The 4,108-nt window shown below is 40.0% G+C and carries 4 protein-coding genes and 1 pseudogene; 3 read left to right on the top strand and 2 right to left on the bottom strand.

The genetic code is table 11. The features are described 5' to 3' along the window. A partial coding sequence (locus PX484_RS10320) for a polyprenyl synthetase family protein (protein ID WP_288103733.1) occupies window positions 1-321 on the bottom strand: 321 nt, incomplete at its 3' end. Between the two features lie 405 nt (window positions 322-726). Here PX484_RS10320 and PX484_RS10315 point away from each other — a divergent pair. The 3 genes from PX484_RS10315 to PX484_RS10305 all read left to right on the top strand — a co-directional run bounded on the left by PX484_RS10315 (window position 727) and on the right by PX484_RS10305 (window position 3,212). Beyond that, window positions 727-2,124, top strand: coding sequence for a serine/threonine protein kinase (locus PX484_RS10315; RefSeq protein WP_287767921.1), 1,398 nt, complete (start codon window positions 727-729; stop codon window positions 2,122-2,124). Window positions 2,125-2,407: 283 nt separating this feature from the next. Next, complete coding sequence (gene def / locus PX484_RS10310) at window positions 2,408-2,983, top strand: peptide deformylase (protein ID WP_002801305.1); 576 nt, start codon at window positions 2,408-2,410, stop codon at window positions 2,981-2,983. A 31-nt stretch (window positions 2,984-3,014) separates the two neighbouring features. After that, window positions 3,015-3,212, top strand: coding sequence for a hypothetical protein (locus PX484_RS10305; protein WP_002801303.1), 198 nt, complete (start codon window positions 3,015-3,017; stop codon window positions 3,210-3,212). Between the two features lie 482 nt (window positions 3,213-3,694). On the opposite strand, the pseudogene PX484_RS10300 reads toward PX484_RS10305, so the two are convergent. Next, window positions 3,695-3,883: pseudogene (locus tag PX484_RS10300) on the bottom strand (IS5/IS1182 family transposase); the annotation flags it as partial. Window positions 3,884-4,108 lie beyond the last annotated feature (225 nt).

Here is a 4,108-nt window from a genome sequence, read left to right as displayed (position 1 = left end):
ATCATCGTTATCCATGGCGGGTAAATCGTCATGAATTAATGACATAGTGTGAATCATTTCTAGGGCGCAAGCGGTGGGTAAAGCCATCTCTAGGGAACCCCCCATCAATTCACAGGTAGCCAGACATAAAATCGGCCGCAGACGTTTGCCACCGGCGAGGAGAGAATAGCGCATCGCCTCGTAGATTTTGGCAGGATTGCCGATAACTAAAGAGCTATCCAAAGCTGACTCGACAATCAACCGCTTTTCCTCCAGATAGGAAGCCAGAGAAAAGTTCTCGTTTTTCCTCACTTCTACCCCTCGTTCGCCCCTAGTAACCATGTCTTTTTGTCTTGAACCGACTGCTTTTAAAACTATATCAGGAAACTCCACCTCGATGGGAATTAAACTGACTGCTCCCTTGTACCCTAAGCTGTTGACTATCTAAATTACTCCTTCAGACTGCATGGCAGCACTGGAGTTGACAGCCTGAACATTTGTACTGAATTTTCCCAGACGGAGAGAGGTCAATTTTCTTTTCTGATGCCTATTTTCTCTTTTAACCTGAAAAAATACATCCCTCAGTCCAGAGATTAGCAAAAAACGGGCGATATAATTGAATTTCACCGCAGTTATCCTGGGAGATGCTAAAGTTTTGATGATTCGGTCAAACTTCCGTTTTCTTAGCTTGCGGTTGAGAAATTTCTCGATTAGCCTAGAAGTAGGATTATACTAGGAATATATTGTATGCTGCCAGGGCAAATTTTAGGCGATCGATACCAAATTCAAAGTCAGTTAGGTAAACAAACCGGAAGACGCACGTTTCTGTCCCAAGATTTAAAAACGGGCGCTACTGTTGTCGTCAAATTATTAATCTTCAGTCCCGATTTTGAATGGACAGATTTAAAACTTTTTGAACGGGAAGCAGAAACTCTTAAACATCTAGATTGTCGCTCGATTCCTGAATATATCGACTATTTTGAAGTTCGCACCGATACCTATCAAGGTTTTGCCCTTGTTCAGAGTTATATCGAGGCTAAATCTCTCAAGGAACAGATAGAAACTGGTCGCAAATTTAGTGAAGCAGACCTACAAGAATTAGCTAAATCTATCCTAGGTATTTTAATTTATCTCCATGGACTTAACCCGCCAATTATCCATCGAGATTTGAAACCTAGTAATATTTTACTAAAAGATCGATCGGGTCATAGTATCGGTAATGTTTATTTAATTGATTTTGGTTCTGTCCAGAGTGTTGCTCAACAGGAACAGGCCACTTTAACTATTGTCGGAACCTACGGTTATATGCCCCCCGAACAATTTGGTGGTCGCACCGTTGCCGCTTCTGATTTATACAGTTTAGGAGCCACTTTAATCTATCTAGCTACAGGCATTCATCCCGCCGATTTACCCCAAAAAGATGGCAAAATTCAATTAAATAATTTAGCTAATTTAAGCCCTGCTTTTGTTCATTGGTTAGGGCAGTTAATTGAACCTAGTCTCGAAAAAAGGTTTGTTTCAGCACAGGCAGCAAATCAAGCTTTAAATACTCTCCACGAAATGCAATTAACTTCCTCGAACCTTGAAAAACCCGCAGGGAGTCGGGTACAGTTGCAAAAAAGCGAGGAGAAAATTAAAATATCTTTACCTCCCGAAGGTTTTACCCCTAAATTAATTTTTCTTGGAGCTTTTGCCATCGGTTGGAACGCTTTTTTATTAGTATGGACAGGAGGAGCAATTTCTATTCCTCTGTGGATGAGTTGGTTTTTTCTGCTCTTTTCCTTGCCTTTTTGGTTTGTGGGTTTAGGAATGCTTTACCAGATTATTTATTGTCTCAAAGGGGAGGAAATTATCACTATTGATAGGGAAGAAATTGTGGCCATTCAGCGAATTTGGGGTTTGACACTTCCGGGCAAAAAGAAAATGGCAAGACAACATATTAATAAACTGGTCAAAGCTGATAGTTATCATAGCAAAGATGGTGATGGTGATCGAGTTTATGTACCGATGGCTTTAACTATTTGGGCGGGGACTAAAGAATATACTATTAGCAGTAAAACAAAAGAATATCTGAGTCAACCCGAAATTGAATGGTTAGCAGCGGAATTGAGCCAATGGTTAGGAATACCAATTACTAATAAGTAGCTGGTTACAATCAGCTTTTTCTCCCCTCTCCCCACTCCCCCACTGATTACTGATTACTGCTTACTGATAACTGAAAAATCTCCCCACTCCCCCACTTCCCCACTCCCCCATTTCCTAATTCATAATTCATAATTCATAATTCCCACCCCCTGATATGGACGAACTGTCTGTGATCGGTGTAAAATTTTATGAAGAGTCTGGGCTTTTTTCTCCCTTTTCCTGAGAAATGCCCCAGAGCCAGTGACTAAGATCAAAATTGTGCATCCCATCGATAATTAAGTTTATGAGCGCCACTATTACCGTAGAAAAACGCAAATTAGAAAAACCCCCTTTAGAACTGCATTATCTCGGCGATCGAGTCTTGCGTCAACCGGCCAAGCGGATTGCTAAAGTCGATGACAGCATTCGCCAATTAGCCAGAGAAATGCTGCAAACTATGTATAGTTCCAATGGTATCGGGTTAGCGGCTCCGCAAGTGGCAGTCAATAAACAATTGATTGTCATCGATTGTGAACCCGATAAACCAGAAAATCCGCCCCTAATTCTGATTAATCCCCAAATTATCGGTTATAGTCCGGAATTGTGCAAAGCGGAAGAGGGTTGTTTGAGTATTCCCGATGTGTTTTTAGATGTCATCCGTCCCCAAGCGCTCGAAGTGAGTTATAAAGATGAACAGGGGAAACCGCGAAAACTGCAAGCTAACGGTTTACTAGCGCGGGTAATTCAACACGAAATGGACCATCTTAATGGTGTCATGTTCGTGGATAGAGTAGATAACGATTTGGCACTCAATGAAGAATTAAAAAAACACGGTTTTTCCGTGCAAGCGGTGAAACCGGTCGAGAAAGTGACAAAATAAAGGCATTAGTTAATTTAGGTGAGGAGTGAAGATGACCCCGAAAAGCGGCGTTTTATTGTTATTATCCTGTATTGCAGCGATCGCTGGTGTGGGTTGTGTCTTTGAAATTAGTTCGGGAGAACCGGATTTAGGCAATGCCACCACTGGCTTAATTCTAGCGGCAAGTGTGCCACTAACAGCCCTATTTTTTTGGGCAGCGGTTAAAGACACGAGAGCCAATTACAAATAGAATAACTTCCCCTCGGTTATCGAAAAATTGGCATAATTTTCATGAGCAAAAGAGAGAATTTACTTCTCTCTTTTGTTCGTTTTAACTACAGGGCAAATTGCCAGAAAAAGTTACTACTTTTTAGGACTTTATCATCTTTTATAGCAATCAAGTATATCCCGATGGGTGAAAATCTGATTAGGTAAAGATTTCCCCAGGCTGCATCTCACATTTGCAGAAATACCGACAATCAGCAATTATCAGTGACTAGAACTCTTGCAAATTAATTATATGTTATAATGGCGGGTTAACTAATTTTCCCAAAAAAATTAGTTAATTAGTAGATTTGTTATGAATAAAAACCTGAAGTTTTACTTTTAACTTAAAACTCTTTAGATATGCCTTAATTTGGTTATCAAAACCTCTTTATTTAAGCGGCAAAAACTATCTAAATTTTCATAATTGAGAATAAATTCTCCTTGTAGATTAATGTTTGACAACTTTTAAGAAGTTGCTATACCTATCCCTAAATCACAGTTATAAATAGCCGACAACAAGTTAACTATTAAACTATATCTTAGAGGACAATTCCGATATTTACAGGATAATATTTTCAAGATTTTGAGTTTACTATTTAGGGTTTGCTGAATAAATCTAAAAACCTTGTTGGATAAGGCTTTTAGACTTTTTTTCCCTCAAAAAGTGCCTACCATTGGAGTGATCGGGGGGAAAATTCCTGGACTTTTTCCCTGAAAATTAGGTAGTTGACCACCTGAAAATCGCTAAAACCCCACACCCTACACCCTACACCCCACACCCTACCCCCACGAATAACTTTTTCAGCAGACCCTAAATAGACAGGCGTTCTCCCCTCACATCTAGAATACCTAAAGGGACTAAAACAGCCCTCCATAGCT

It is taken from the genome of Microcystis sp. M49636_WE2 (genome assembly GCF_030065375.1).
GTDB lineage: Bacteria > Cyanobacteriota > Cyanobacteriia > Cyanobacteriales > Microcystaceae > Microcystis > Microcystis aeruginosa_C.
Note: the sequence above shows the minus strand (reverse complement) of the source record. Positions and strands in the feature narration are given on the sequence as shown.